This window comes from Bacillus sp. FSL H7-0578, assembly GCF_038630855.1.
Taxonomy (GTDB): Bacteria; Bacillota; Bacilli; order Bacillales; family Bacillaceae; genus Bacillus; species Bacillus safensis.
Map to the genome: position 1 here is coordinate 88111 of NZ_CP152045.1, position 26036 is coordinate 114146.

The window sequence follows — 26036 nt, forward strand, 5'->3', positions numbered from 1 at the left end:
ACAATGACACAACAATTGATAAAACAGCCTAAAATCATTCAGGCCAAGCATCACACCCTTAGCTATGAAGAAAAGACATTGGTCATGGGCATTTTAAATGTCACTCCTGACTCTTTTTCAGATGGAGGAAAGTTTAATCAAGTAGATAAAGCGCTGGCTCATGCAGCGCAGCTGATAGAAGACGGGGCGCATATTATTGATATTGGCGGAGAATCGACTCGCCCGGGAGCGGCACTTGTCTCGGAAGAAGAGGAGCTTTCAAGGGTCATTCCTGTCATTGAGAAAATCACAAAAGATTTAGATATCCCTATCTCTATTGATACGTATAAAGCCCGTGTTGCAGATGAAGCGGTGAAAGCTGGAGCCTCCATCATTAATGATGTATGGGGAGCGAAGGCAGATCCCCAAATGGCACATGTGGCGGCGAAGCACAATGTCCCAATCATTTTAATGCACAATCGGCCAGAACGAAACTACACACATCTGATTTCAGATATGATCGCCGATTTGAAAGAAAGTGTCCAAATTGCCCAGCAAGCGGGTGTCCGTGATGACATGATCATATTAGATCCAGGTGTAGGATTTGCGAAAAATAAAGAGGACAACCTGAAGGTCATGAATGAACTCGAACATTTTTGTCACCTTGGGTATCCACTGCTGCTGGCTACATCTCGAAAACGATTCATTGGTGCTGTCTTAGACCTGCCGCCTGAAGAACGTACTGAAGGAACAGGTGCGACGGTCTGCCTTGGGATTCAAAAGGGCAGTGCGATGGTCCGTGTACATGATGTAAAAGAAATAGCAAGAATGGCAAAAATGATGGATGCCATGCTGAATAAGGGAGGCGCTTATCATCGATAAAGTATATGTAAACGGAATGGAATTTTACGGGTACCACGGTGTATTTGCAGAAGAAAATAAATTAGGGCAGCGATTCCGCGTGGACTTAACAGCTTCACTTGATTTAAGTAAAGCCGGACAAACTGATGACCTCAATGAGACCATCAACTATGCAGAGCTTTACCAAATCTGCAAAAGCATTGTAGAAGGCGAGCCGGTCAATCTTGTTGAAACACTGACAGAAAGAATTGCAAACCAAGTGTTAAAGGACTTTCCGACAGTTCAGGAATGTACAGTGAAGGTGATCAAACCAGATCCCCCAATTCCAGGACATTATCAGTCCGTTGCAATTGAAATGACGAGATCGCGCACATGAACAATACAGCATACATCGCATTAGGCTCAAACATAGGTAAAAAAGAAACCTATTTAAAAGAAGCCGTCAAAAAACTGCATGAACATCCAGAGGTTCAAGTGGAATTAATCTCATCGATATATGAAACAGCACCTGTAGGCTATGAAAACCAAGATGACTTTTTAAACATGGCCGTGAAAATTACCACTTCACTTCGTCCGGAGGAACTACTGTCTCTTACTCAGAAAATCGAGCAGGAGTTAGGCAGAACAAGAGAAGTGAGATGGGGACCGCGAACGGCTGACCTTGACATTTTACTTTATAATCGTGAAAATATTGAAACAGAACAACTTGTAGTGCCGCATCCCAGAATGTACGAACGTTTATTCGTTCTTGTCCCGATGAGTGAGATTTGCCCAGAAATCGGCGAAGTACAAATAAATGCCGTAACAGACCAAGAAGGTGTAAGCATATGGAAAAAGACATGTGGGGTAGAAGAATTCGTGCATACCGAAAGCTAAAAGGGTATACTCAGGAAGGGTTCGCGAAAAGACTAGGCATCTCTGTCTCTGTTTTAGGAGAAATTGAGCGAGGCAATCGATTACCAACAAACCAATTGGTTGGTCAAATAGCAGATGCTTTAAATATAACGGTGGAAGAACTTTCGCCAATTCTTGAAGAAGAAAGGAGGGGGAAAAATGTTTAAAATCGGGGATATCGAGATTAAAAACAAAGTAGTGCTCGCACCAATGGCTGGTGTGTGCAACTCTGCCTTCAGACTGACGGTGAAAGAGTTTGGAGCGGGCTTAGTCTGCGCTGAAATGGTCAGTGACAAAGCGATCCTGATCAACAACGCGAGAACAATGGGTATGCTATACATTGATGAACGGGAAAAGCCTTTGAGCCTTCAGATATTTGGAGGGGAAAAAGATACACTCGTCGAAGCGGCAAAGTTCGTAGACCAGAATACCACAGCTGATATTATTGATATCAACATGGGCTGTCCTGTACCAAAGATTACGAAATGTGATGCAGGAGCGAAATGGCTCCTTGATCCAAACAAGATTTATGAAATGGTCTCTGCTGTCGTAGAAGCTGTAGACAAACCAGTTACAGTGAAAATGAGAATGGGCTGGGACGAAGACCATATCTTTGCTATCGACAATGCCCGTGCTGTTGAACGAGCTGGTGGACAAGCGGTTGCGCTTCACGGACGGACACGCGTGCAAATGTACGAAGGAACAGCGAATTGGGATATTATTAAAGAGGTTAAACAATCTGTTTCAATTCCTGTCATCGGCAATGGCGATGTCAAAACCCCTCAAGATGCAAAACGTATGCTTGATGAAACAGGTGTGGACGCTGTTATGATCGGAAGAGCCGCACTTGGAAACCCGTGGATGATTTATCGAACGGTTCATTATTTAGAAACGGGTGAACTGAAAGAAGAGCCAAACGTGCGTGAGAAAATGTCAGTGTGCAAACTTCACTTAGACAGACTCATTGACCTGAAAGGCGAGCATGTCGCTGTTAGAGAAATGAGAAAGCATGCAGCATGGTACTTAAAAGGGGTCCGCGGCAACGCTGACGTAAGAAACCAAATCAATCAAAGTGAAACGAGAGCGGAGCTTGTACAAGTTCTTGATGACTTTACGATCGAAGCCGAGGCAAAAGAGCTTCAAAGTATAAAAGTAGGATAAGACTATCTTTCTTTTTGTAGCTCACTGCTAGTGCATGTACTGGCAGTTTTTCTGCTTTTCTCTGCAAAATACATTATTGGAGTGATATAAATGAGTAATGAAGGGCTTAATAACGAAGAATTAAATGACCAATTCCAGGTCAGACGTGACAAAATGAATAAAATGAGAGAAGAGGGTATCGATCCATTCGGTGAACGATATGACCGTTCTCATCAATCTGCGCAAATTATCGCTGAATATGACGAGTTTTCTAAAGAAGACTTAGAAGGAAAAGCGGCCCAAGTGACAATCGCAGGTCGTATGATGACAAAGCGCGGAAAAGGAAAAGCTGGCTTTGCGCATATTCAAGACCTCGAAGGACAAATTCAAATCTATGTTCGTAAAGATAGTGTAGGGGAAGAAGCTTATGAATTATTCAAAAGCTCAGACCTAGGCGATATCATTGGTGTAACAGGAACTGTTTTTAAAACTAATGTAGGAGAACTTTCTATTAAAGCGACTAGCTTTGAGGTTCTGACAAAAGCACTTCGCCCGCTTCCTGATAAATATCATGGATTAAAAGATGTTGAACAACGCTATCGTCAGCGCTACCTGGACCTCATTGTAAATCCAGAAAGTAAGCAGACGTTTATTATGCGAAGCAAAATCATTCAATCCATGAGAAGATACTTAGATTCTAAAGGATACTTAGAAGTTGAAACACCAACAATGCACAGCATTCCTGGTGGTGCATCAGCGCGTCCTTTCATTACTCATCACAATGCACTTGATATGCCGCTTTATATGCGTATTGCGATCGAGCTGCACTTAAAACGCCTAATTGTCGGTGGTCTAGAGAAAGTATATGAGATTGGCCGCGTATTCCGTAATGAAGGGGTATCGACTCGCCACAACCCAGAATTCACTATGATTGAGCTGTATGAAGCATACGCAGACTACAAAGACATTATGAATCTGACTGAAAACTTAATTGCTCATATTGCCCAAGAGGTGCTGGGAACAACAACCATTCAATATGGAGAAGATGAAATTGATCTCAAACCTGAATGGAAGAGACTGCATATGGTTGAAGCGGTCAAAGAAGCAACAGGTGTAGACTTCTGGCAGGAGATGTCTGTAGAAGAAGCAAAACAGCATGCTGCTGATCATGGTGTTGAAATCACGAAAAATATGACAGTAGGTCATATTATCAATGAGTTCTTCGAGCAAAAAGTAGAAGAAACATTGGTTCAGCCTACATTCATTTATGGACATCCAGTGGAGATTTCTCCATTAGCTAAGAAAAACCCTGAAGACCCTCGCTTCACAGATCGCTTTGAGCTGTTTATCGTACGCCGTGAGCATGCAAATGCATTCACAGAGCTAAACGATCCAATTGATCAAAGAGAACGCTTTGAAGCTCAATTAAAAGAACGTGAAGAAGGAAATGACGAAGCACACCTAATGGATGACGATTTTGTTGAAGCATTAGAATACGGCATGCCTCCAACAGGTGGTTTAGGAATCGGGATCGACCGATTAATCATGCTTTTAACAAATTCTCCGTCAATTAGAGATGTACTGCTTTTCCCGCAAATGAGAAACCGCTAATACATCAATCAAAGCGCCATTTTATCTATGGCGCTTTTTATTTTTCATAAAATGAAACTTTTTTTAAAAAAACTATTGCAAGGAAAGAATCCAGATGGTATATTATTATTCGTTGCCGCAAAACAGCAACGAGGCTAAAAAAAGAAATTGAAAAAAGTTCTTGACTTTAACTGAATCAAAATGTTAAGATGTTAAAGTCGCTTACGAGCGATAACGAAAATGATCTTTGAAAACTAAACAAGACAAAACGTACCTGTTAATTCGAGTTTTTATAAAAAAATCCTATGAAACTTCATAGGTAGTCAGTCAAACTGGCGAAAAGCAAAACTTCGGTTTTGTACTTTTTCGGAGAGTTTGATCCTGGCTCAGGACGAACGCTGGCGGCGTGCCTAATACATGCAAGTCGAGCGGACAGAAGGGAGCTTGCTCCCGGATGTTAGCGGCGGACGGGTGAGTAACACGTGGGTAACCTGCCTGTAAGACTGGGATAACTCCGGGAAACCGGAGCTAATACCGGATAGTTCCTTGAACCGCATGGTTCAAGGATGAAAGACGGTTTCGGCTGTCACTTACAGATGGACCCGCGGCGCATTAGCTAGTTGGTGGGGTAATGGCTCACCAAGGCGACGATGCGTAGCCGACCTGAGAGGGTGATCGGCCACACTGGGACTGAGACACGGCCCAGACTCCTACGGGAGGCAGCAGTAGGGAATCTTCCGCAATGGACGAAAGTCTGACGGAGCAACGCCGCGTGAGTGATGAAGGTTTTCGGATCGTAAAGCTCTGTTGTTAGGGAAGAACAAGTGCGAGAGTAACTGCTCGCACCTTGACGGTACCTAACCAGAAAGCCACGGCTAACTACGTGCCAGCAGCCGCGGTAATACGTAGGTGGCAAGCGTTGTCCGGAATTATTGGGCGTAAAGGGCTCGCAGGCGGTTTCTTAAGTCTGATGTGAAAGCCCCCGGCTCAACCGGGGAGGGTCATTGGAAACTGGGAAACTTGAGTGCAGAAGAGGAGAGTGGAATTCCACGTGTAGCGGTGAAATGCGTAGAGATGTGGAGGAACACCAGTGGCGAAGGCGACTCTCTGGTCTGTAACTGACGCTGAGGAGCGAAAGCGTGGGGAGCGAACAGGATTAGATACCCTGGTAGTCCACGCCGTAAACGATGAGTGCTAAGTGTTAGGGGGTTTCCGCCCCTTAGTGCTGCAGCTAACGCATTAAGCACTCCGCCTGGGGAGTACGGTCGCAAGACTGAAACTCAAAGGAATTGACGGGGGCCCGCACAAGCGGTGGAGCATGTGGTTTAATTCGAAGCAACGCGAAGAACCTTACCAGGTCTTGACATCCTCTGACAACCCTAGAGATAGGGCTTTCCCTTCGGGGACAGAGTGACAGGTGGTGCATGGTTGTCGTCAGCTCGTGTCGTGAGATGTTGGGTTAAGTCCCGCAACGAGCGCAACCCTTGATCTTAGTTGCCAGCATTCAGTTGGGCACTCTAAGGTGACTGCCGGTGACAAACCGGAGGAAGGTGGGGATGACGTCAAATCATCATGCCCCTTATGACCTGGGCTACACACGTGCTACAATGGACAGAACAAAGGGCTGCAAGACCGCAAGGTTTAGCCAATCCCATAAATCTGTTCTCAGTTCGGATCGCAGTCTGCAACTCGACTGCGTGAAGCTGGAATCGCTAGTAATCGCGGATCAGCATGCCGCGGTGAATACGTTCCCGGGCCTTGTACACACCGCCCGTCACACCACGAGAGTTTGCAACACCCGAAGTCGGTGAGGTAACCTTTATGGAGCCAGCCGCCGAAGGTGGGGCAGATGATTGGGGTGAAGTCGTAACAAGGTAGCCGTATCGGAAGGTGCGGCTGGATCACCTCCTTTCTAAGGATATATGGAGCAGCGTACGTTTTCGTCTTGTTTAGTTTTGAAGGATCATTCCTTCAAAACATGTCTCTAGCGAGACAGGATTGTTCTTTGAAAACTAGATAACAATAAGTAATACATTCACATTGAATGCAATGCAAAGTTCATCACACATAGTGATTCTTTCTAAAGTAAGAAATGGTTAAGTTAGAAAGGGCGCACGGTGGATGCCTTGGCACTAGGAGCCGATGAAGGACGGGACGAACACCGATATGCTTCGGGGAGCTGTAAGCAAGCTTTGATCCGGAGATTTCCGAATGGGGAAACCCACTGCTCGTAATGGAGTAGTATCCATACTTGAATACATAGAGTATGAGAAGGCATACCCGGGGAACTGAAACATCTAAGTACCCGGAGGAAGAGAAAGCAAATGCGATTCCCTGAGTAGCGGCGAGCGAAACGGGAACAGCCCAAACCAAGAGGCTTGCCTCTTGGGGTTGTAGGACACTCTATACGGAGTTACAAAGGAACGATATAAGCGAAGAGGTCTGGAAAGGCCCGCCAAAGAAGGTAACAGCCCTGTAACTGAAATGTCGTTCTCTCCAGAGTGGATCCTGAGTACGGCGGAACACGTGAAATTCCGTCGGAATCCGGGAGGACCATCTCCCAAGGCTAAATACTCCCTAGTGACCGATAGTGAACCAGTACCGTGAGGGAAAGGTGAAAAGCACCCCGGAAGGGGAGTGAAATAGATCCTGAAACCGTGTGCCTACAAGTAGTCAGAGCCCGTTAACGGGTGATGGCGTGCCTTTTGTAGAATGAACCGGCGAGTTACGATCCCGTGCAAGGTTAAGCAGAAGATGCGGAGCCGCAGCGAAAGCGAGTCTGAATAGGGCGCATGAGTACGTGGTCGTAGACCCGAAACCAGGTGATCTACCCATGTCCAGGGTGAAGTTCAGGTAACACTGAATGGAGGCCCGAACCCACGCACGTTGAAAAGTGCGGGGATGAGGTGTGGGTAGGGGTGAAATGCCAATCGAACCTGGAGATAGCTGGTTCTCTCCGAAATAGCTTTAGGGCTAGCCTCAAGGTAAGAGTCTCGGAGGTAGAGCACTGATTGGACTAGGGGCCCCTACCGGGTTACCGAATTCAGTCAAACTCCGAATGCCGATGACTTATCCTTGGGAGTCAGACTGCGAGTGATAAGATCCGTAGTCGAAAGGGAAACAGCCCAGACCGCCAGCTAAGGTCCCAAAGTATACGTTAAGTGGAAAAGGATGTGGAGTTGCTTAGACAACCAGGATGTTGGCTTAGAAGCAGCCACCATTTAAAGAGTGCGTAATAGCTCACTGGTCGAGTGACTCTGCGCCGAAAATGTACCGGGGCTAAACGTATCACCGAAGCTGCGGACTGTTCTTACGAACAGTGGTAGGAGAGCGTTCTAAGGGCTGTGAAGCCAGACCGGAAGGACTGGTGGAGCGCTTAGAAGTGAGAATGCCGGTATGAGTAGCGAAAGACGGGTGAGAATCCCGTCCACCGAATGCCTAAGGTTTCCTGAGGAAGGCTCGTCCGCTCAGGGTTAGTCGGGACCTAAGCCGAGGCCGAAAGGCGTAGGCGATGGACAACAGGTTGATATTCCTGTACCACCTCCTCACCATTTGAGCAATGGGGGGACGCAGGAGGATAGGGTAAGCGCGGTATTGGATATCCGCGTCCAAGCAGTTAGGCTGGGAAATAGGCAAATCCGTTTCCCGTAAAGGCTGAGCTGTGATGGCGAGCGAAATTTAGTAGCGAAGTTCCTGATTCCACACTGCCAAGAAAAGCCTCTAGCGAGGTGAGAGGTGCCCGTACCGCAAACCGACACAGGTAGGCGAGGAGAGAATCCTAAGGTGATCGAGAGAACTCTCGTTAAGGAACTCGGCAAAATGACCCCGTAACTTCGGGAGAAGGGGTGCTTCTTAGGGTGTTAAAGCCCCGAGAAGCCGCAGTGAATAGGCCCAGGCGACTGTTTAGCAAAAACACAGGTCTCTGCGAAGCCGTAAGGCGAAGTATAGGGGCTGACGCCTGCCCGGTGCTGGAAGGTTAAGAGGAGCGCTTAGCGTAAGCGAAGGTGCGAATTGAAGCCCCAGTAAACGGCGGCCGTAACTATAACGGTCCTAAGGTAGCGAAATTCCTTGTCGGGTAAGTTCCGACCCGCACGAAAGGCGCAACGATCTGGGCACTGTCTCAACGAGAGACTCGGTGAAATTATAGTACCTGTGAAGATGCAGGTTACCCGCGACAGGACGGAAAGACCCCGTGGAGCTTTACTGCAGCCTGATATTGAATGTTGGTACAGCTTGTACAGGATAGGTAGGAGCCTTGGAAACCGGAGCGCTAGCTTCGGTGGAGGCATCGGTGGGATACTACCCTGGCTGTATTGACCTTCTAACCCGCTGCCCTTATCGGGCAGGGAGACAGTGTCAGGTGGGCAGTTTGACTGGGGCGGTCGCCTCCTAAAATGTAACGGAGGCGCCCAAAGGTTCCCTCAGAATGGTTGGAAATCATTCGCAGAGTGTAAAGGCACAAGGGAGCTTGACTGCGAGACCTACAAGTCGAGCAGGGACGAAAGTCGGGCTTAGTGATCCGGTGGTTCCGCATGGAAGGGCCATCGCTCAACGGATAAAAGCTACCCCGGGGATAACAGGCTTATCTCCCCCAAGAGTCCACATCGACGGGGAGGTTTGGCACCTCGATGTCGGCTCATCGCATCCTGGGGCTGTAGTCGGTCCCAAGGGTTGGGCTGTTCGCCCATTAAAGCGGTACGCGAGCTGGGTTCAGAACGTCGTGAGACAGTTCGGTCCCTATCCGTCGCGGGCGCAGGAAATTTGAGAGGAGCTGTCCTTAGTACGAGAGGACCGGGATGGACGCACCGCTGGTGTACCAGTTGTTCTGCCAAGGGCATCGCTGGGTAGCTATGTGCGGACGGGATAAGTGCTGAAAGCATCTAAGCATGAAGCCCCCCTCAAGATGAGATTTCCCATTCCGCAAGGAAGTAAGATCCCTGAAAGATGATCAGGTTGATAGGTCTGAGGTGGAAGCGTGGTGACACGTGGAGCTGACAGATACTAATAGATCGAGGACTTAACCTATATTCTAATGTGAAGCATGAACATTGTTATCTAGTTTTGAGAGAACATTCTCTCCATCAGGTTTGGTGGCGATAGCGAAGAGGTCACACCCGTTCCCATACCGAACACGGAAGTTAAGCTCTTCAGCGCCGATGGTAGTTGGGGGTTTCCCCCTGTGAGAGTAGGACGCCGCCAAGCTTTTATTAGGATCAGTTCCAGTCGGAACTGGTCTTTTTTGTGTTTTTGAATGACTTGCTTCTATATAATAGGTTCGTAAAGTAAAAATACGTTGTTTCCTCGTTGATTGCTAAATAAATCAAACTTTACTTTCCTTCAATTTAACATTTCAGTCATCATATGAACCAGTAGTTCAAATTATCAAGGGTCAACACTAAAAGCATAAGAAAACCTCTCCTTGGACTAAATAGATGTAAAGAGGTGATGTACAGGGTCACGAGATAGAAAGGCACCCTCACCCCAAAGGGGATAGTCAGCTATTGCTAAATTTTTAACTTAAAAGGAGAAAGAAACAATACTAATATTAATTCTCCTGGTAAAACTTTATATCGATGATAAGACTGTTGAGTGTTTGAAGCAGCAGAAAAATTAATGTGAAACGATTTGTTGAAAAATAGTAAAGACCAGTAATTATTTTTACACTTTTTTAGGCAAAAAAGATTTCTCAGAAAAATAAAATAATAATAGAATTTCTTTTTTGGATGTTTTTTATCCAGAGATATATGAAATAAAACAAGGATATGAAAGCTTCGAAATTGCTGTTTTTGCAATGATAGAGCCATATAAGCGCTCTTTTTAACAAAAAAACATAAAAAATGAAAAAAAGGCTTTTAAAATGATGAGACAAGTGGTAAACTTCTTTAGGTGCCTTAACGAAAAGGTGAAAAAACAGCTTTAAAATAAATTCAAAAATTATTTTAAAAAAGTCTTTACAAACAATATCTTATCGTTATATAATACTATTTGTCAGATCGAGAGACACTTCGAAACGACACAATATGGAGGATTAGCTCAGCTGGGAGAGCATCTGCCTTACAAGCAGAGGGTCGGCGGTTCGAGCCCGTCATCCTCCACCATATTTATTCTTACATAATGTTAGGATAGATAAAGCCGGTGTAGCTCAACTGGTAGAGCAACTGACTTGTAATCAGTAGGTTGGGGGTTCAAGTCCTCTTGCCGGCACCACTTTCATATGGTAAGATAGACAAGTCGCTTTTAAAGCGAGCCATTAGCTCAGTTGGTAGAGCATCTGACTTTTAATCAGAGGGTCGAAGGTTCGAGTCCTTCATGGCTCACCATGTTTCATGCGGGTGTGGCGGAATTGGCAGACGCGCTAGACTTAGGATCTAGTGTCTTTATGACGTGGGGGTTCAAGTCCCTTCACCCGCATTGCCAAATAAAATAAAGAAATCCTGTAATGCGGAAGTAGTTCAGTGGTAGAACACCACCTTGCCAAGGTGGGGGTCGCGGGTTCGAATCCCGTCTTCCGCTTATACCATCCACGCCGGGGTGGTGGAATTGGCAGACACACAGGACTTAAAATCCTGCGGTAGGTGACTACCGTGCCGGTTCAAGTCCGGCCCTCGGCATTATAAATAAGCGCCCGTAGCTCAATTGGATAGAGCGTTTGACTACGGATCAAAAGGTTAGGGGTTCGACTCCTCTCGGGCGCGCCATTAAGATCGGGAAGTAGCTCAGCTTGGTAGAGCACTTGGTTTGGGACCAAGGGGTCGCAGGTTCGAATCCTGTCTTCCCGACCATCTTTTATGGGGCCTTAGCTCAGCTGGGAGAGCGCCTGCCTTGCACGCAGGAGGTCAGCGGTTCGATCCCGCTAGGCTCCACCAATATGATCTTTGAAAACTAAACAAGACAAAACGTACCTGTTAATTCGAGTTTTTATAAAAAAATCCTATGAAACTTCATAGGTAGTCAGTCAAACTGGCGAAAAGCAAAACTTCGGTTTTGTACTTTTTCGGAGAGTTTGATCCTGGCTCAGGACGAACGCTGGCGGCGTGCCTAATACATGCAAGTCGAGCGGACAGAAGGGAGCTTGCTCCCGGATGTTAGCGGCGGACGGGTGAGTAACACGTGGGTAACCTGCCTGTAAGACTGGGATAACTCCGGGAAACCGGAGCTAATACCGGATAGTTCCTTGAACCGCATGGTTCAAGGATGAAAGACGGTTTCGGCTGTCACTTACAGATGGACCCGCGGCGCATTAGCTAGTTGGTGGGGTAATGGCTCACCAAGGCGACGATGCGTAGCCGACCTGAGAGGGTGATCGGCCACACTGGGACTGAGACACGGCCCAGACTCCTACGGGAGGCAGCAGTAGGGAATCTTCCGCAATGGACGAAAGTCTGACGGAGCAACGCCGCGTGAGTGATGAAGGTTTTCGGATCGTAAAGCTCTGTTGTTAGGGAAGAACAAGTGCGAGAGTAACTGCTCGCACCTTGACGGTACCTAACCAGAAAGCCACGGCTAACTACGTGCCAGCAGCCGCGGTAATACGTAGGTGGCAAGCGTTGTCCGGAATTATTGGGCGTAAAGGGCTCGCAGGCGGTTTCTTAAGTCTGATGTGAAAGCCCCCGGCTCAACCGGGGAGGGTCATTGGAAACTGGGAAACTTGAGTGCAGAAGAGGAGAGTGGAATTCCACGTGTAGCGGTGAAATGCGTAGAGATGTGGAGGAACACCAGTGGCGAAGGCGACTCTCTGGTCTGTAACTGACGCTGAGGAGCGAAAGCGTGGGGAGCGAACAGGATTAGATACCCTGGTAGTCCACGCCGTAAACGATGAGTGCTAAGTGTTAGGGGGTTTCCGCCCCTTAGTGCTGCAGCTAACGCATTAAGCACTCCGCCTGGGGAGTACGGTCGCAAGACTGAAACTCAAAGGAATTGACGGGGGCCCGCACAAGCGGTGGAGCATGTGGTTTAATTCGAAGCAACGCGAAGAACCTTACCAGGTCTTGACATCCTCTGACAACCCTAGAGATAGGGCTTTCCCTTCGGGGACAGAGTGACAGGTGGTGCATGGTTGTCGTCAGCTCGTGTCGTGAGATGTTGGGTTAAGTCCCGCAACGAGCGCAACCCTTGATCTTAGTTGCCAGCATTCAGTTGGGCACTCTAAGGTGACTGCCGGTGACAAACCGGAGGAAGGTGGGGATGACGTCAAATCATCATGCCCCTTATGACCTGGGCTACACACGTGCTACAATGGACAGAACAAAGGGCTGCAAGACCGCAAGGTTTAGCCAATCCCATAAATCTGTTCTCAGTTCGGATCGCAGTCTGCAACTCGACTGCGTGAAGCTGGAATCGCTAGTAATCGCGGATCAGCATGCCGCGGTGAATACGTTCCCGGGCCTTGTACACACCGCCCGTCACACCACGAGAGTTTGCAACACCCGAAGTCGGTGAGGTAACCTTTATGGAGCCAGCCGCCGAAGGTGGGGCAGATGATTGGGGTGAAGTCGTAACAAGGTAGCCGTATCGGAAGGTGCGGCTGGATCACCTCCTTTCTAAGGATATATGGAGCAGCGTACGTTTTCGTCTTGTTTAGTTTTGAAGGATCATTCCTTCAAAACATGTCTCTAGCGAGACAGGATTGTTCTTTGAAAACTAGATAACAATAAGTAATACATTCACATTGAATGCAATGCAAAGTTCATCACACATAGTGATTCTTTCTAAAGTAAGAAATGGTTAAGTTAGAAAGGGCGCACGGTGGATGCCTTGGCACTAGGAGCCGATGAAGGACGGGACGAACACCGATATGCTTCGGGGAGCTGTAAGCAAGCTTTGATCCGGAGATTTCCGAATGGGGAAACCCACTGCTCGTAATGGAGTAGTATCCATACTTGAATACATAGAGTATGAGAAGGCATACCCGGGGAACTGAAACATCTAAGTACCCGGAGGAAGAGAAAGCAAATGCGATTCCCTGAGTAGCGGCGAGCGAAACGGGAACAGCCCAAACCAAGAGGCTTGCCTCTTGGGGTTGTAGGACACTCTATACGGAGTTACAAAGGAATGATATAAGCGAAGAGGTCTGGAAAGGCCCGCCAAAGAAGGTAACAGCCCTGTAACTGAAATGTCGTTCTCTCCAGAGTGGATCCTGAGTACGGCGGAACACGTGAAATTCCGTCGGAATCCGGGAGGACCATCTCCCAAGGCTAAATACTCCCTAGTGACCGATAGTGAACCAGTACCGTGAGGGAAAGGTGAAAAGCACCCCGGAAGGGGAGTGAAATAGATCCTGAAACCGTGTGCCTACAAGTAGTCAGAGCCCGTTAACGGGTGATGGCGTGCCTTTTGTAGAATGAACCGGCGAGTTACGATCCCGTGCAAGGTTAAGCAGAAGATGCGGAGCCGCAGCGAAAGCGAGTCTGAATAGGGCGCATGAGTACGTGGTCGTAGACCCGAAACCAGGTGATCTACCCATGTCCAGGGTGAAGTTCAGGTAACACTGAATGGAGGCCCGAACCCACGCACGTTGAAAAGTGCGGGGATGAGGTGTGGGTAGGGGTGAAATGCCAATCGAACCTGGAGATAGCTGGTTCTCTCCGAAATAGCTTTAGGGCTAGCCTCAAGGTAAGAGTCTCGGAGGTAGAGCACTGATTGGACTAGGGGCCCCTACCGGGTTACCGAATTCAGTCAAACTCCGAATGCCGATGACTTATCCTTGGGAGTCAGACTGCGAGTGATAAGATCCGTAGTCGAAAGGGAAACAGCCCAGACCGCCAGCTAAGGTCCCAAAGTATACGTTAAGTGGAAAAGGATGTGGAGTTGCTTAGACAACCAGGATGTTGGCTTAGAAGCAGCCACCATTTAAAGAGTGCGTAATAGCTCACTGGTCGAGTGACTCTGCGCCGAAAATGTACCGGGGCTAAACGTATCACCGAAGCTGCGGACTGTTCTTACGAACAGTGGTAGGAGAGCGTTCTAAGGGCTGTGAAGCCAGACCGGAAGGACTGGTGGAGCGCTTAGAAGTGAGAATGCCGGTATGAGTAGCGAAAGACGGGTGAGAATCCCGTCCACCGAATGCCTAAGGTTTCCTGAGGAAGGCTCGTCCGCTCAGGGTTAGTCGGGACCTAAGCCGAGGCCGAAAGGCGTAGGCGATGGACAACAGGTTGATATTCCTGTACCACCTCCTCACCATTTGAGCAATGGGGGGACGCAGGAGGATAGGGTAAGCGCGGTATTGGATATCCGCGTCCAAGCAGTTAGGCTGGGAAATAGGCAAATCCGTTTCCCGTAAAGGCTGAGCTGTGATGGCGAGCGAAATTTAGTAGCGAAGTTCCTGATTCCACACTGCCAAGAAAAGCCTCTAGCGAGGTGAGAGGTGCCCGTACCGCAAACCGACACAGGTAGGCGAGGAGAGAATCCTAAGGTGATCGAGAGAACTCTCGTTAAGGAACTCGGCAAAATGACCCCGTAACTTCGGGAGAAGGGGTGCTTCTTAGGGTGTTAAAGCCCCGAGAAGCCGCAGTGAATAGGCCCAGGCGACTGTTTAGCAAAAACACAGGTCTCTGCGAAGCCGTAAGGCGAAGTATAGGGGCTGACGCCTGCCCGGTGCTGGAAGGTTAAGAGGAGCGCTTAGCGTAAGCGAAGGTGCGAATTGAAGCCCCAGTAAACGGCGGCCGTAACTATAACGGTCCTAAGGTAGCGAAATTCCTTGTCGGGTAAGTTCCGACCCGCACGAAAGGCGCAACGATCTGGGCACTGTCTCAACGAGAGACTCGGTGAAATTATAGTACCTGTGAAGATGCAGGTTACCCGCGACAGGACGGAAAGACCCCGTGGAGCTTTACTGCAGCCTGATATTGAATGTTGGTACAGCTTGTACAGGATAGGTAGGAGCCTTGGAAACCGGAGCGCTAGCTTCGGTGGAGGCATCGGTGGGATACTACCCTGGCTGTATTGACCTTCTAACCCGCTGCCCTTATCGGGCAGGGAGACAGTGTCAGGTGGGCAGTTTGACTGGGGCGGTCGCCTCCTAAAATGTAACGGAGGCGCCCAAAGGTTCCCTCAGAATGGTTGGAAATCATTCGCAGAGTGTAAAGGCACAAGGGAGCTTGACTGCGAGACCTACAAGTCGAGCAGGGACGAAAGTCGGGCTTAGTGATCCGGTGGTTCCGCATGGAAGGGCCATCGCTCAACGGATAAAAGCTACCCCGGGGATAACAGGCTTATCTCCCCCAAGAGTCCACATCGACGGGGAGGTTTGGCACCTCGATGTCGGCTCATCGCATCCTGGGGCTGTAGTCGGTCCCAAGGGTTGGGCTGTTCGCCCATTAAAGCGGTACGCGAGCTGGGTTCAGAACGTCGTGAGACAGTTCGGTCCCTATCCGTCGCGGGCGCAGGAAATTTGAGAGGAGCTGTCCTTAGTACGAGAGGACCGGGATGGACGCACCGCTGGTGTACCAGTTGTTCTGCCAAGGGCATCGCTGGGTAGCTATGTGCGGACGGGATAAGTGCTGAAAGCATCTAAGCATGAAGCCCCCCTCAAGATGAGATTTCCCATTCCGCAAGGAAGTAAGATCCCTGAAAGATGATCAGGTTGATAGGTCTGAGGTGGAAGCGTGGTGACACGTGGAGCTGACAGATACTAATAGATCGAGGACTTAACCTATATTCTAATGTGAAGCATGAACATTGTTATCTAGTTTTGAGAGAACATTCTCTCCATCAGGTTTGGTGGCGATAGCGAAGAGGTCACACCCGTTCCCATACCGAACACGGAAGTTAAGCTCTTCAGCGCCGATGGTAGTTGGGGGTTTCCCCCTGTGAGAGTAGGACGCCGCCAAGCTTCTATTAGGATCAGTTCCAGTCGGAACTGGTCTTTTTTGTGTTTTTGGGAGGTTTGACACCATATAAATGTGGAAATAATATTGTTAGTTGAGCGATTATCTTGAAAAATTGATCGAAAAAATTTATAGTAAGATTAAAGTCAAATATAGTCAAAGTCAATGGAGGAGGAGGCGGAGTGGCACAAAATATTTCTGATATCATCGAGCAGTATTTGAAGGAAGTCTTGGATCAGAACGGTCGAGAAATATTAGAAATTAAACGCAATGAAATTGCAGATAAATTTCAATGCGTACCTTCACAAATTAACTATGTTATCAATACACGCTTTACGAGCGAGAGAGGCTATATCGTTGAAAGTAAGCGTGGCGGCGGTGGCTATATCCGCATCATTAAAGTCAAAATGAATGATGAAGTCGACTTATTGAACAATATTATTTCCCAAATATATCATCGGTTATCACAGGCTGCATCTGATCATATCATCATGCGTCTTGTTGAAAATAACATATTATCTGAAAGAGAAGCTAAGATGATGATTAGTGTCATGGACCGTTCTGTATTGCATATTGATTTACCTGAACGAGATGAACTGCGGGCTCGGATGATGAAAGCGATGTTAAATGCTTTGAAATTAAAGTAAAGCGGGTGAAAAGATTGATTTGTCAAGAATGTAATGAGAGACCAGCCACTTTTCACTTTACGAAAGTTATAAATGGAGAAAAACAAGAAATGCACATATGTGAACAATGTGCAAAAGAAAACAGTGATTCATATGCTATGAGTGGAAACCAAGGTTTCTCGATTCACAACTTATTATCAGGCTTATTGAATATTGATCCTAGCTTCACCACAAGTGCGAACAAGGGCTCGTCTATTTTTCAAGAAGCGAAAGAAGTGGATCAATGTCCTAAGTGTGGCTTAACCTTTCAGCAGTTCAGAAAAACAGGCCGATTTGGCTGTGCAGAATGCTATCGTACATTTGATCAGTATCTGAACCCTGTTTTACGGAAAGTCCATAGTGGAAATACAGTCCATAATGGAAAAGTACCAAAACGAATTGCCGGCAGCCTGCATGTTCGCCGGAAACTTGAGTTAATGCAGCAAGAGCTGAAGCAGCTGATTGAACAGGAAGAGTTCGAAAAGGCAGCGGAAGTTCGAGATCAAATTCGTGCATTAGAGCATGAGCAATCTCAGCAGAGGGAGGGAGATTAACGTCATGTCGCTCCAGCATTTTATTCAAGACGCTCTTAGTCAGTGGATGAAACAAAAAGGACCAGAAAGTGACATTGTTCTAAGCAGTCGTATCCGGCTAGCGCGCAATCTAGAGCATGTTCGTTTCCCAACTCAGTTTTCTCAAGCTGAAGCTGAAGCTGTTCTCCAGCAATTCGAGCAAAAGTTTGCTAGCCAGGAAGTGAAGGACATTGGAAACTTTGTTCTGATTCGAATGAATGAAACGCAGCCTTTAGCAAAGAGGGTACTTGTTGAAAAGCATTTGATCAGCCCCAATTTAGCTGAATCAAGATTTGGCGGCTGTTTGCTTTCTGAAAATGAAGAAATCAGTGTGATGCTGAATGAAGAAGACCATATTCGAATCCAGTGCTTATTCCCAGGTTTTCAGCTAGCCAATGCACTAAAAGCGGCTAATCAGGTAGATGACTGGATTGAAGAGCAAGTGGATTACGCGTTTTCTGAAAAGCGAGGATACTTAACAAGCTGTCCGACCAATGTAGGTACAGGTATCAGGGCTTCGGTCATGATGCATTTACCAGCATTAGCGCTCACAAGACAAATGAATCGGATTATTCCGGCCATTAATCAATTAGGTCTTGTGGTCAGAGGAATTTATGGTGAGGGCAGCGAAGCAATAGGGAACATCTTTCAAATTTCAAATCAAATGACACTTGGTCAATCAGAAGAAGACATTGTAGATGACTTGAATAGTGTGACCGCTCAGCTCATTGAACAAGAGCGATCTGCACGAAAAGCGTTATATCAAACATCTAAAATTGAACTTGAGGACAGAGTGTACCGTTCCTTAGGAATTTTGGCCAATTGTCGTATGATTGAATCAAAGGAAACAGCGAAGTGTTTGTCAGATGTGCGGCTTGGAATTGATTTAGGTATCATTAAGGGGCTTTCAAGTAATATACTGAATGAACTCATGATTTTGACTCAGCCCGGCTTCCTTCAACAATATTCAGGAGGAGCCTTAGAGCCAAATGAACGAGATATAAAACGAGCAGCGATTATTAGAGAAAGGCTGCGCTTAGAAATGCATAGGAATGGACAGGAGGATGAAACGATATGATGTTTGGAAGATTCACTGAAAGAGCTCAAAAGGTATTAGCACTTGCACAAGAAGAAGCCATTCGCCTAGGCCATAAGAACATAGGTACTGAGCACATTTTACTTGGCCTTGTACGTGAAGGTGAGGGCATCGCTGCCAAAGCGTTAGAAGCACTGGGCCTTGTTTCAGATAAAATCCAAAAAGAAGTCGAAAGCTTGATTGGAAGAGGGCAAGAGGTGTCTCAAGCTATTCCTCATTATACGCCTAGAGCGAAGAAGGTCACTGAGCTTTCAATGGATGAAGCAAGAAAGCTAGGTCATTCCTATGTAGGGACAGAACATATTCTATTAGGTCTTATTCGTGAGGGAGAGGGTGTCGCTGCCCGTGTCTTAAATAACCTCGGAGTGAGCTTAAATAAAGCACGCCAGCAAGTCCTGCAGCTGCTTGGAAGCAATGAAACAGGTGCATCTGCAGCTGGCTCTAATAGCAATGCAAATACACCAACACTTGATAGCCTGGCAAGAGATTTAACAGCTATCGCAAAAGAGGACAGCTTGGACCCTGTCATTGGCCGAAGCAAAGAAATTCAACGTGTCATTGAGGTCCTAAGTAGAAGAACAAAAAATAACCCTGTGCTGATTGGTGAGCCTGGTGTTGGTAAAACAGCCATCGCAGAAGGTCTTGCACAGCAAATTATTCATAATGAAGTGCCTGAAATCCTGCGTGATAAACGAGTAATGACCCTGGATATGGGAACTGTTGTAGCTGGTACGAAATATCGTGGTGAATTCGAGGATCGTTTGAAAAAAGTGATGGACGAAATTCGCCAGGCAGGAAATATCATTCTCTTTATCGACGAGCTTCATACACTTATTGGTGCTGGTGGAGCAGAAGGTGCGATTGATGCGTCTAATATCTTGAAGCCATCCCTAGCACGTGGAGAGCTTCAATGTATTGGGGCGACAACGTTAGATGAGTACCGTAAATATATTGAAAAGGATGCTGCGCTTGAACGACGTTTCCAGCCAATTCAAGTAGATCAGCCGTCTGTTGATGAAAGTATTCAAATCTTAAGAGGGCTTAGAGACCGGTATGAAGCACATCACCGTGTGTCTATTACAGATGAAGCGATTGAGGCGGCGGTGAAGCTGTCTGACCGTTATATTTCTGACCGATTCCTTCCAGATAAGGCGATTGATTTAATTGATGAGGCAGGTTCGAAAGTCCGTTTACGTTCGTTCACAACACCGCCTAACCTAAAAGAATTAGAGCAAAAGCTGGATGAAGTACGCAAGGAAAAGGATGCGGCAGTTCAAAGTCAAGAATTTGAAAAAGCAGCTTCTCTTCGCGATACAGAACAGCGTTTGCGTGAAAAAGTAGAAGTTACAAAGAAATCATGGAAAGAAAAGCAGGGACAAGAGAATTCAGAGGTATCTGTAGATGATATCGCAATGGTCGTTTCCAGCTGGACGGGAGTGCCTGTTTCGAAAATTGCTCAAACGGAGACAGATAAGCTTCTGAATATGGAACAATTGCTCCACTCTCGCGTGATCGGACAGGATGAAGCGGTTGTCGCTGTAGCAAAAGCGGTGAGACGTGCGCGTGCTGGCCTGAAAGATCCGAAGCGCCCAATCGGTTCCTTTATTTTCTTAGGTCCAACAGGGGTTGGTAAAACGGAGCTTGCAAGAGCACTTGCTGAGTCTATTTTCGGTGATGAAGAAGCAATGATCCGTATTGATATGTCTGAATACATGGAGAAGCACTCTACATCCAGACTTGTTGGGTCACCTCCAGGCTATGTGGGCTATGATGAAGGTGGACAGCTGACTGAAAAAGTGAGAAGAAAACCTTATTCTGTCGTTCTTTTAGACGAGATTGAAAAGGCGCATCCAGATGTATTTAATATCTTACTGCAAGTGTTAGAAGATGGTCGTCTGACTGATTCTAAAGGGCGTACCGTTGACTTTAGAAATACGATTTTGATTATGACATCAAACGTTGGAGCTAGTGAGCTGAAGCGCAATAAATATGTTGGCTTTAACGTGCAGGATGAAAGTCAAAATTACAAGGATATGAAAGGCAAAGTGATGGGCGAGTTGAAACGTGCGTTTAGACCTGAGTTTATCAACCGTATTGATGAAATCATTGTCTTCCACTCGCTTGAGAAGAAACATCTAAAAGAGATCGTGTCTCTCATGTCTGATCAATTGACAAAACGATTAAAAGAACAAGACCTATCAATTGAATTGACGGAAGCAGCAAAAGCGAAGATTGCCGACGAAGGAGTAGATCTTGAGTACGGTGCGCGTCCGTTAAGAAGAGCGATTCAAAAGCATGTAGAAGATCGACTTTCTGAAGAGCTTCTGAAGGGGAATATTGAAAAAGGTCAACATATCGTATTAGATGTGGAAGATGGAGAGATTGTCGTAAAAGCGACGGCTGCTACGAACTAATATAGTAAGAAAAAAGTGTGAGGCATACCAGTAAGGTGTATGCCTCCCTTTACTTATTTTCTGACCAGTATAAGGAGTTGTATTCTTCAATCTATGGCTAAGACAAAATCAAAATTTATATGCCAATCGTGCGGTTATGAGTCAGCCAAATGGATGGGGAAATGTCCAGGCTGCGGCACGTGGAACAGTATGACAGAAGAGGTCGTTCGCAAAGAGCCGGCAAACCGTCGAAGTGCTTTTAATCATTCTGTTCAAACCATTCAAAAACCTTCACCTATATCTGCAATTGAAACATCCGAAGAACCCCGAATTAAAACAAATTTAGAAGAATTTAATCGAGTATTAGGAAGTGGAATTGTCAAAGGTTCTCTTGTTCTCATCGGCGGAGATCCTGGGATTGGGAAGTCCACATTATTATTACAAGTATCAGCACAGCTCTCAGACAAAAATCAGAATGTGTTATACATATCTGGTGAGGAGTCCATTAAACAAACGAAGCTAAGAGCGGACCGCCTTGGCATTGAAAGCGCCTCTTTACATGTTTTGGCTGAAACCGATATGGAGTATATAACGTCTGCTATACAGGAGATGAAACCTGCTTTTGTTGTGGTGGATTCGATTCAAACCGTTTACCAAAGCGATATCACGTCAGCTCCCGGCTCTGTATCTCAAGTTAGAGAATGTACAGCGCAGCTGATGAAGATTGCCAAGACAAATGGTATTCCTATTTTTATCGTTGGTCACGTGACCAAAGAAGGCTCGATCGCAGGTCCACGCCTTTTAGAGCATATGGTGGACACAGTTCTTTATTTTGAAGGCGAGCGTCATCATACGTTTCGTATCTTACGGGCGGTCAAAAACCGATTTGGTTCAACGAATGAATTGGGAATTTTTGAAATGAGAGAGGAAGGGCTCACGGAAGTATTAAACCCATCAGAAATCTTTCTAGAAGAGCGGTCGGCAGGTGTATCTGGTTCGTGTGTTGTTGCCTCAATGGAAGGAACAAGACCCGTACTTGTCGAGATACAGGCGTTAATTTCCCCGACAAGCTTTGGGAATCCGCGAAGAATGGCCACTGGCCTTGATCATAATCGAGTATCGCTGCTCATGGCAGTTTTAGAAAAACGCGTGGGGCTGCTGCTGCAAAACCAAGATGCGTATTTAAAGGTCGCAGGCGGTGTGAAGCTTGACGAACCGGCGATTGACTTAGCTATTGCCGTCAGTATTGCATCAAGCTTTAAAGATGCAGCGCCGCATCAAGCGGATTGCTTTATAGGAGAGGTCGGTCTGACGGGAGAAGTCAGAAGAGTATCAAGAATTGAACAGCGAGTGCAGGAAGCTGCAAAACTAGGATTTAAGCGAATGTTTATTCCTCAGGCGAATATAGACGGATGGAAAAAGCCGAGAGGGATTGAGTTAGTTGGTGTAGAAAATGTAGCGGAGGCACTTCGAATTTCACTAGGGGGATCATAGAAATGGAAAAAGAGAAAAAAGGAGCGAGAGAACTCGATCTCTTAGATATTGTACAGTTTGTGGCACCAGGAACACCTCTGCGGGCAGGGATTGAAAACGTCCTGAGAGCCAATACTGGCGGGCTCATTGTTGTTGGTTATAATGACAAAGTAAAGAGTGTGGTAGATGGAGGATTTCACATTAATTCGGCCTTCTCCCCAGCACATTTATATGAATTGGCGAAGATGGACGGGGCCATTATTCTTAGCGATTCTGGTCAAAAAATCTTGTATGCGAATACACAGCTGATGCCAGATGCAACCATCCATTCATCGGAAACAGGCATGAGGCACCGGACGGCTGAACGTGTAGCAAAGCAGACAGGCTGCTTAATCATTGCCATTTCTGAACGGAGGAACGTCATTACCTTATACCAAGGGAATCGTCGTTATACGCTGAAAGATATTGGCTTTATTTTAACAAAGGCCAATCAAGCCATTCAGACACTTGAGAAATATAAAACCATTTTAGATCACGCCATTTCTGCGTTAAGCGCTCTAGAATTTGAAGAGCTTGTGACCTTTGGTGATGTATTATCCGTGCTGCACCGCTACGAAATGGTACTCAGAATCAAAAATGAAATCAATATGTATATCAAAGAGCTCGGAACAGAAGGGCACTTGATCCGTCTGCAAGTCAATGAATTGATTACAGATATGGAGCAGGAAGCAGCTTTATTTATTAAAGATTACGTGAAAGAAAAGATCAAAGATCCGTATGTGCTGCTCAAACAACTTCAAGATATGTCGAGCTTTGAGCTTTTAGATGATTCCATTCTGTACAAGTTACTTGGATATCCAGCTTCTACAAATATTGACGAATATGTGTACACAAGAGGATATAGATTGCTCCATAAAATCCCTAGACTGCCAATGCCAATCGTCGAAAATGTGGTTGAAGCATTCGGTGTGCTAGATCGAATTATGGAAGCAGATGTACAAGAATTGGATGAAGTAGAAGGAATTGGAGAAGTAAGAGCGAAAAAGATAAAAAAAGGATTAAAAAGGTTACAAGAAAAACATTACATTGACCGTCAGCTTTAAGAAGAGAAATTTTTCTCTATTACGGTTAAAAATGGATGAATATGGGTATATTAATGATGGTTTTGTTTTCTGTTGCTCATGATAGGAAACTTAAACATATATTAATGTCAGATGAAGGTGGATTGACAGATGAAAAATAAAGGAGGTGAAGGTATGTTAAAAAGAATCGTTCAGGCGTTTTTTATCATTTTGGGTGCAGTTGTAGGGATTTTTATCATTCCAGAGTTATTTCTGCTTTTAAATGTAAAGGACATACCTTTCATAACAAATGCTTACTCATCAGCACTAATAGGAGCCGTTGTGTTCTTCATCATTGGTAAATGGTGCACAGGTTATGTGGTAAATTGGGTGAAATGGATCGAGGATTCTCTATTGAAGGCGCCTCTTCCTGATCTTATATCTGGAAGTTTCGGATTAGTATTTGGACTTATTCTAGCATATCTTATTGTAAACGTGATCCCGCTAAACAATATCCCATATCATATTTTTGGTACCATTATTCCGATTTTCCTGGCTTTCTTTTTAGGATACCTTGGATTTCAGGTAGGATTTAAGAAGAAGGATGAAATGATAGGGCTGTTCTCCCGATCTGCAAAGGTCACAAAGAAAAAGGGAGCAGCTGATGATGAACCTGAAATAGAAGATAAAAAGCTGAAAATTTTAGACACAAGTGTTATCATTGATGGAAGAATCGCAGATATTTGTCAAACTGGATTCTTAGAAGGCGTCATGGTCATTCCTCAATTTGTACTCGAGGAATTACAGCATATTGCAGACTCTTCAGATGTATTAAAGAGAAATAGAGGCCGAAGAGGTCTAGATATTTTAAATCGTATTCAAAAAGAATTGGATATCAAAGTTGAAATTTACGAAGGTGACTTCGAAGACATTCAAGAGGTTGATAGCAAGCTTGTGAAGCTCGCTAAATTAACTTCAGGTGTTGTTGTGACCAATGATTTTAATTTAAATAAAGTATGCGAACTTCAAAAAGTAGCAGTGTTAAACATCAATGATCTAGCCAATGCCGTTAAACCGGTTGTACTGCCTGGGGAAGAAATGAAGGTACAGGTCATCAAAGATGGAAAAGAGCATAACCAAGGTGTTGCTTACTTAGATGACGGTACAATGATTGTGGTAGAAGAAGGACGCAATTACATTGGAAAAGACATCGATGTGCTCGTCACTAGTGTGCTGCAGACTGCTGCTGGAAGAATGATTTTTGCGAAGCCAAAACTTCTGGAGAAGGCGCTCTAAAGGGAGAACGAACATGTATTATGAAGTAGTTATTCCGGCTGCGGGGCAGGGGAAACGAATGAAGGCCGGCCGCAATAAGCTTTTTATTGAGCTGAAAAGAATGCCGGTCATCATTCATACACTAAAGGTGTTTGACGCTCATGCGCAATGCAAACGCATGATCCTAGCGATCAATGAAGAGGAGCGTCAAGACTTTGAAAGGCTACTCAAGGTACACGCTTTTCAAACGCCTGTTTCACTTGTCACTGGCGGTGAAGAACGTCAGCAAAGTGTATACGAAGGATTAAAGGCTGTGAAAGATGCGGACATCGTGCTTGTTCATGATGGAGCAAGGCCTTTTATTAAGCATACACAGATTGACTTGCTCGTTAAAGCAGCGATTGAAAAAGGCTCCGCAGTTGTAGCGGTACCAGTGAAAGACACAATCAAACGCGTTCAAGAAGGCAAAGTGGAACAAACCATTGAACGTCAGAGCTTGTGGGCAGTCCAGACCCCACAAGCTTTTCGTCATTCTATTTTAAAAGAGGCGCATGAATATGCGGAGCGGACAGGCTTCTTTGGAACAGACGACGCCAGTCTTGTTGAACAATTACAGGGTGAGAATGTGTATATTGTCCAAGGAGACTATACCAATATTAAGCTGACAACACCGGATGATTTATTGGTTGCCAAGGCAATTATGGATGCGGAAAGAGGGTACTAGATCATGTTGAGAATAGGACAAGGTTTTGATGTACATCAATTAACAGAGGGGAGACCTCTGATTATTGGCGGGGTCACCATCCCTTATGAAAAGGGACTGCTAGGTCATTCAGACGCTGACGTACTGCTTCACACAGTGGCAGATGCATGCCTGGGTGCGATTGCTGAAGGAGATATCGGCAGACATTTTCCAGACACAGATCCTGAGTTTAAGGATGCAGATTCTTTTAAATTATTGCAGCATGTGTGGGCACTTGTGAAAGAAAAGGGCTACACACTTGTGAATATTGACTGCACCATCATGGCGCAAAAGCCAAAAATGGCACCTTACATTCAACCAATGTGTGAGAAAATTGCAGAAGCGCTTGAGGCAGATGTCACACAGGTGAATGTCAAAGCAACAACGACAGAGAAACTCGGATTTACAGGAAGAGGCGAAGGAATTGCTTCTCAGGCAACAGTGCTTCTTCAGAAAAAGTAAAATCCATT

General features: G+C 45.9%; 15 protein-coding genes, 9 tRNA genes and 6 rRNA genes. All 30 read left to right on the top strand.

Translation table 11 applies throughout. The features are described from left to right. Positions 1-3: 3 nt before the first annotated feature. The 30 genes from folP to ispF all read left to right on the top strand — a co-directional run bounded on the left by folP (position 4) and on the right by ispF (position 26028). Entirely contained in the window at positions 4-861 is an 858-nt protein-coding gene (folP, locus tag MHB41_RS00465; protein ID WP_034284257.1) for a dihydropteroate synthase, read from the top strand. Further along, a complete protein-coding gene (gene folB / locus MHB41_RS00470; RefSeq protein WP_024425659.1) occupies positions 854-1216 on the top strand; it encodes a dihydroneopterin aldolase in 363 nt (120 codons plus the stop codon). The genes folP and folB overlap by 8 nt, the downstream gene beginning before the upstream one ends. Next, positions 1213-1716, top strand: coding sequence for a 2-amino-4-hydroxy-6-hydroxymethyldihydropteridine diphosphokinase (folK, locus tag MHB41_RS00475; protein WP_024425660.1), 504 nt, complete (start codon positions 1213-1215; stop codon positions 1714-1716). The genes folB and folK overlap by 4 nt, the downstream gene beginning before the upstream one ends. Next, complete coding sequence (locus MHB41_RS00480) at positions 1668-1901, top strand: helix-turn-helix transcriptional regulator (RefSeq protein ID WP_024425661.1); 234 nt, start codon at positions 1668-1670, stop codon at positions 1899-1901. The genes folK and MHB41_RS00480 overlap by 49 nt, the downstream gene beginning before the upstream one ends. Further along, a complete protein-coding gene (gene dusB, locus MHB41_RS00485; protein WP_024425662.1) occupies positions 1894-2895 on the top strand; it encodes a tRNA dihydrouridine synthase DusB in 1002 nt (333 codons plus the stop codon). Before MHB41_RS00480 ends, dusB begins: the two co-directional genes overlap by 8 nt. A 90-nt stretch (positions 2896-2985) precedes the next feature. Next, a complete protein-coding gene (gene lysS / locus MHB41_RS00490) occupies positions 2986-4485 on the top strand; it encodes a lysine--tRNA ligase (RefSeq protein ID WP_034284259.1) in 1500 nt (499 codons plus the stop codon). A 342-nt stretch (positions 4486-4827) separates the two neighbouring features. Further along, positions 4828-6376 (top strand): 16S ribosomal RNA (locus tag MHB41_RS00495). Between the two features lie 182 nt (positions 6377-6558). Further along, positions 6559-9489, top strand: a 23S ribosomal RNA gene (locus tag MHB41_RS00500). Between the two features lie 61 nt (positions 9490-9550). Beyond that, a 5S ribosomal RNA gene (gene rrf / locus MHB41_RS00505) occupies positions 9551-9666 on the top strand. Between the two features lie 820 nt (positions 9667-10486). After that, positions 10487-10562, top strand: a tRNA-Val gene (locus MHB41_RS00510). A gap of 33 nt (positions 10563-10595) precedes the next feature. After that, positions 10596-10671 (top strand) — tRNA-Thr (locus tag MHB41_RS00515). Positions 10672-10708: 37 nt separating this feature from the next. Then, positions 10709-10784 (top strand) — tRNA-Lys (locus MHB41_RS00520). 8 nt (positions 10785-10792) lie between these two features. Continuing rightward, positions 10793-10875 (top strand) — tRNA-Leu (locus MHB41_RS00525). A 30-nt stretch (positions 10876-10905) separates the two neighbouring features. Then, positions 10906-10977, top strand: a tRNA-Gly gene (locus MHB41_RS00530). 12 nt (positions 10978-10989) lie between these two features. Further along, positions 10990-11075: transfer RNA gene (locus MHB41_RS00535), tRNA-Leu, on the top strand. Between the two features lie 10 nt (positions 11076-11085). Next, a tRNA-Arg gene (locus MHB41_RS00540) sits at positions 11086-11162 on the top strand. A gap of 7 nt (positions 11163-11169) precedes the next feature. After that, positions 11170-11246 (top strand) — tRNA-Pro (locus MHB41_RS00545). Positions 11247-11254: 8 nt separating this feature from the next. Then, positions 11255-11330: transfer RNA gene (locus tag MHB41_RS00550), tRNA-Ala, on the top strand. A 125-nt stretch (positions 11331-11455) separates the two neighbouring features. Next, positions 11456-13004: ribosomal RNA gene (locus tag MHB41_RS00555) — 16S ribosomal RNA — on the top strand. Between the two features lie 182 nt (positions 13005-13186). After that, a 23S ribosomal RNA gene (locus MHB41_RS00560) occupies positions 13187-16117 on the top strand. 61 nt (positions 16118-16178) lie between these two features. Further along, positions 16179-16294 (top strand): 5S ribosomal RNA (gene rrf, locus MHB41_RS00565). The 16S, 23S and 5S rRNA genes sit together here with 9 tRNA genes alongside, the layout of an rRNA operon. Before the next feature lie 177 nt (positions 16295-16471). Beyond that, entirely contained in the window at positions 16472-16936 is a 465-nt protein-coding gene (locus MHB41_RS00570) for a CtsR family transcriptional regulator (protein ID WP_003217184.1), read from the top strand. A 14-nt stretch (positions 16937-16950) separates the two neighbouring features. Beyond that, the gene (locus tag MHB41_RS00575; protein ID WP_024425862.1) at positions 16951-17508 is read left to right on the top strand and encodes a UvrB/UvrC motif-containing protein; all 558 of its coding nucleotides are present in this window, start codon (positions 16951-16953) and stop codon (positions 17506-17508) included. A gap of 4 nt (positions 17509-17512) precedes the next feature. Then, positions 17513-18604 carry a protein arginine kinase gene (locus tag MHB41_RS00580; protein WP_024425579.1) on the top strand — a complete coding sequence of 364 codons (1092 nt, stop codon included), beginning with the start codon at positions 17513-17515 and terminating at the stop codon, positions 18602-18604. Further along, positions 18601-21036, top strand: coding sequence for an ATP-dependent protease ATP-binding subunit ClpC (gene clpC / locus MHB41_RS00585; protein WP_007496263.1), 2436 nt, complete (start codon positions 18601-18603; stop codon positions 21034-21036). Before MHB41_RS00580 ends, clpC begins: the two co-directional genes overlap by 4 nt. Before the next feature lie 93 nt (positions 21037-21129). Beyond that, positions 21130-22509 (top strand): DNA repair protein RadA, encoded by a 1380-nt coding sequence (radA, locus tag MHB41_RS00590; RefSeq protein ID WP_025092231.1) that lies wholly within the window; start codon positions 21130-21132, stop codon positions 22507-22509. Positions 22510-22511: 2 nt separating this feature from the next. Further along, positions 22512-23591, top strand: a complete 1080-nt coding sequence (gene disA, locus MHB41_RS00595) for a DNA integrity scanning diadenylate cyclase DisA (RefSeq protein ID WP_024425581.1) — start codon at positions 22512-22514, stop codon at positions 23589-23591. Between the two features lie 153 nt (positions 23592-23744). Further along, positions 23745-24845, top strand: coding sequence for a PIN/TRAM domain-containing protein (locus MHB41_RS00600; protein ID WP_024425582.1), 1101 nt, complete (start codon positions 23745-23747; stop codon positions 24843-24845). A gap of 13 nt (positions 24846-24858) precedes the next feature. After that, the gene (gene ispD / locus MHB41_RS00605) at positions 24859-25548 is read left to right on the top strand and encodes a 2-C-methyl-D-erythritol 4-phosphate cytidylyltransferase (RefSeq protein WP_041115162.1); all 690 of its coding nucleotides are present in this window, start codon (positions 24859-24861) and stop codon (positions 25546-25548) included. A gap of 3 nt (positions 25549-25551) precedes the next feature. Further along, on the top strand, positions 25552-26028 hold the full coding sequence (ispF, locus tag MHB41_RS00610) for a 2-C-methyl-D-erythritol 2,4-cyclodiphosphate synthase (protein ID WP_003216928.1): 477 nt from the start codon (positions 25552-25554) through the stop codon (positions 26026-26028). Positions 26029-26036: the final 8 nt, after the last annotated feature.